The following is a 3704-nucleotide window of genomic DNA, read 5'->3' on the forward strand; positions in this document are numbered from 1 at the left end:
CGGCTTCGCGCCTCGTCTCGATCGCAAACCTTCGGTTTGCTGGGTCGTGTTAGCAACTCTAAATCACAGCGCCGCCACCACGCCGATTTCCACGCTGAGCACGGGGCGAGCGAGCGCCGATTCCACACAGGCGCGCGCCGGTGCGTGGCCTGCGGGAACCCACGCGTCCCACACGCTGTTCATTTGCTCGAACGTGGTGTGATCGGCCAGCCAGATCGTGGCCTGGACGATCCTGGTCTTGTCGGTGCCGGCTTGCGCGAGCAGGGCGTCGATCTTGTCCAGAATCTCCCTGGTCTGCCCAGCCACGTCCTTGGCGGGGTCGGTGGCCACTTGGCCGGCCAGGAAGACGAAGCCGTTGGCGATGACCGCCTGGCTCATGCGGGCATTGGTGTGCAGGCGCGTGATGGGGGTACTCATGGAATTTTCCTTTAAGAAAAAAGCGTGATCGTAACCCGCTTGCGCCAGCCCTGATGCAAATCACCTCCGCGAGAGGCGACGGGCGCTATTGAGGCAGCGGCGAGCGATAGGCGATCTGGCTGAGCGCTTCGCGCAGCGCCTGGGCCCTGTCCGCGCCGAGCAGTTCGACATAGTCTGCCTCTATCTGATTGATGGCCTCGTGCATGTGCATCATGTAGTCCAGTCCCTTCGCGGAGAACTGCACCTTGAATGCGCGGGCATCGCTGAGGTCCTGTACACGCGTGACGAGCCCCGACGCCTCCAGGTCCCTTACGGCTTTACCGGCGGCCTGCTTGCTGACTCCCATGCGCCGGGCAAGCTCGGTGCCGCGTGTGCCCTCCAGGTCAATATAGGGAAGCATGCCCGCGGCAGCGGCGGGCAGATCCTTCAGTTGATTGCCCATGGCGACGTGAAGCCTGTTGACGAAATCCTTGCGCGCGAGCAGGAGCATGCGCCCGACGCCGTAACGTCGTTTTTGCCGCAATTCGTCGATTTGCTCTTTTGTATACATAGTTATTTAATATTATGTGGCGAAATGCTCGAACATGAGTGCTATCGTTATGCAGAATTTACAAATTTTGAATAGAACCGGAGTAGAGAGAGCCGTATGAGCAAGCGTCGGCCATATTCCAGGATGACCGGCGTCATTTTCTGGGCCTGTCTCGGGATTTTTTCCGCCTGCGCCCACGCGGATGACCTGGAAGACTATCCCGACCAGAGCATCCGGATCGTGGTGCCGTTTCCTCCCGGAGGCAGTACGGACAGCATCGCGCGTATTCTTGCCGAGGGCATGTCCAGGGAGCTTGGCACTCCCGTCTATATCGACAACCGCCCCGGGGCTTCGACGAATATCGGCTCGGAATCGGTTGTGAAGGCGCGCCCGGACGGCTACACGCTGCTGATGGGCGGAAGCACTTCGATCGCCAATACCATCTTCGGCCCGAAGCCGAACTTCGAGCCCCGCGAAGCGCTTGCACCGATCAGCACCGTGGCCGAGGTGTCGTTCGTTCTCGCCACCAATCCGGATGCGCCGTTCACCAAGCCGTCCGAGTTCCTGGACGCGGTGCGTTCCGAGCCGGGCAAGTTTTCCGTGGCCAGCGCCCAATTGGATACCTATGTCGAGCATCTCAAGCTGGCGGCCAGCGTGGACATCCTGCACGTTCCCTACAAGGGCGGCGCCTATGCGGTGACGGATGTCATGTCCGGGCAGGTCGATTCGGCCTTTGCGCTTGTTCCCGTACTGCTGCCGCAGATCAAGGCAGGGAAGCTGCGGGCGATTGCCGTGTCGTCGTCCAAAAGGCTGTCCATGACACTGCCGGACGTGCCGACTTTCGCTGAAAGCGGCGTGGATTTCGTCAGCACGATCTGGTACGGCCTGCAGGCGCCGGCGGGACTGATTCCCGAGCGCATGAATAAATTGAACAAGGCGGTTCGCAGCGTGGTCGATGCGCCGGATTTTGCAGGGCGGCTGGCAGAGCTTGGCGCAAGCGCGGGTGGCAGCAGCGCAGCCGCCATGACCCAGTTGCTTGACAGGCAGCAAAGTGCTTGGCAGGAGTTGGCGCGCAAGTACCCGGAGCTCTTGCAGGCCGGCAAGTAAGGCCGGATGCCCGGCCGAAGGTTCAGAGCTGCTTGACCAGCACCTGGCTTTTGCGGTCCCAGTTGTATTTTTTCTTGCGCGCCTCGGGTAGCCAGTCCGGGCTCACCGGCTGGAAGCCGCGCTTGATGAACCAGTGCATGGTCCGCGTCGTCAGTACGAAGATGCTCTTGAGGCCCATGGCGCGCGCGCGCTGTTCGATGCGCTTGAGCAGCTTCTCGCCGTCGCCCGTGCCCTGGCTCATGGGGGAGACGGTGACGGCGGCCATTTCGGCCGTGCCGGCCTCGGGGTAGGGGTAGAACGCGGCGCAGCCGAAGATCACGCCGTCGTGCTCGATCACCGTGTAATTGCTGATGTCGCGCTCGATCTCGGTACGGTCGCGCTTGACCAGCGTGCCGTCGTTCTCGAACGGCTCGATCAACTGGATGATGCCGCCCACGTCATCGATTGTCGCCTCGCGCAGCTCCTCGAGCTTTTCGTCGATGACCATGGTGCCGATGCCGTCGTGCACGTAGATTTCGAGCAGCAACGCGCCGTCCACCGCGAACGGCAGGATGTGGCTGCGCTCGACGCCGTGTTCGCAGGCGCGCACGCAATGCTGGAGGTAGAAACCCGTGTCGGTCGGCCGCTGCGCCGCTGGCAACTGCGACAGGAGCAGCCGGGCAGCGGCCAGCGGCAGTTCGGTGTCGATGGGGTTGTCCTCACCTTCTGGCTCCAGCGGCTTGACCAGGATTCCAGGCACTTCGGTCAGGAACAGCAGCTTGTCCGCATGCAGTTCGATGGCCACGCGGGTGGCGACTTCTTCCATGGCCAGATTGAACGCTTCGCCCGTGGGAGAGAAGCCGAAGGGCGAGATCAGCACCATGGCCTCGGATTCAAGCGTGCGCTTGATGCCTTCCACGTCCACCTTGCGGACCAGGCCGGAGTGCTTGAAGTCGACGCCATCGACGATGCCCACGGGGCGCGCCGTCAGGAAGTTGCCGGAGATGACCCGCACGCGGGCGTCCGCCATGGGCGTGTTCGGCAGACCCTGGCTGAATGCGGCCTCGATCTCGTAGCGCAACTGGCCGGCAGCCTCCTGGGCGGAGTCCAGGGCGATCTCGTCCGTCACGCGGATGCCGTGCGAATACTGCGGTGCATGACCCTTGGCGCGCAACTGCTCATTGACCTGCGGACGAAAGCCATGCACCAGCACCAGCTTGACGCCCATGGCCTGAATCAGCGCCAGGTCCTGCACGATGCTCTGCAGCTTGCCCGCGGCGATCGCCTCTCCCGTGATGCCCACCACGAAGGTCTGGTGCCGGAACTTGTGGATGTAGGGCGCCACGGACCGGAACCAGGGAACGAAAGTGAAATTGAAGACGGCGGACATGGGTGGGCGGGCAGTCAGGCTGTCGGATGGATGGGCGTTGGGAGGATGGGATGAAAAAACGCCTGGCGGCCCTCGATGCGTCTGATTTCGTGCTCGGAGGCTGGCAAGCGCAGTGCGCAGTGTAGCGGCTGCCGGGAGTCCGAGTGCGCACGGGTGTTTGATATTTGCACCCGCCAAGGCAAGACACTCTTGTCCGGAATGAAAAAGCCGCGCTTCATGCGATGTGCCGAAGCGCGGCCCTGGGGGCGGTTCCTGCTTGTGCTGGAGTGAGCGTGTCTGCCC

At 62.6% G+C, this 3704-nt stretch carries 4 protein-coding genes; 1 reads left to right on the top strand and 3 read right to left on the bottom strand.

The window, feature by feature from the left end; translation table 11 throughout:
- Positions 1-63 precede the first annotated feature (63 nt).
- The gene (locus ABWP92_RS16845) at positions 64-417 is read right to left on the bottom strand and encodes a RidA family protein (RefSeq protein ID WP_353236557.1); all 354 of its coding nucleotides are present in this window, start codon (positions 415-417) and stop codon (positions 64-66) included.
- Between the two features lie 85 nt (positions 418-502).
- Entirely contained in the window at positions 503-907 is a 405-nt protein-coding gene (locus ABWP92_RS16850; protein WP_353236558.1) for a MarR family winged helix-turn-helix transcriptional regulator, read from the bottom strand.
- Positions 908-1063: 156 nt separating this feature from the next.
- On the opposite strand from ABWP92_RS16850, the gene ABWP92_RS16855 reads away from it, so the two are divergent.
- Positions 1064-2053 carry a tripartite tricarboxylate transporter substrate binding protein gene (locus tag ABWP92_RS16855; RefSeq protein WP_353236559.1) on the top strand — a complete coding sequence of 330 codons (990 nt, stop codon included), beginning with the start codon at positions 1064-1066 and terminating at the stop codon, positions 2051-2053.
- 22 nt (positions 2054-2075) lie between these two features.
- Here ABWP92_RS16855 and argA read toward each other — a convergent pair whose 3' ends face one another.
- Positions 2076-3422, bottom strand: a complete 1347-nt coding sequence (gene argA, locus ABWP92_RS16860) for an amino-acid N-acetyltransferase (protein WP_353236560.1) — start codon at positions 3420-3422, stop codon at positions 2076-2078.
- Positions 3423-3704 lie beyond the last annotated feature (282 nt).

Source organism: Diaphorobacter ruginosibacter (assembly GCF_040396215.1).
Classification (GTDB): Bacteria; Pseudomonadota; Gammaproteobacteria; order Burkholderiales; family Burkholderiaceae_C; genus Diaphorobacter_A; species Diaphorobacter_A ruginosibacter_A.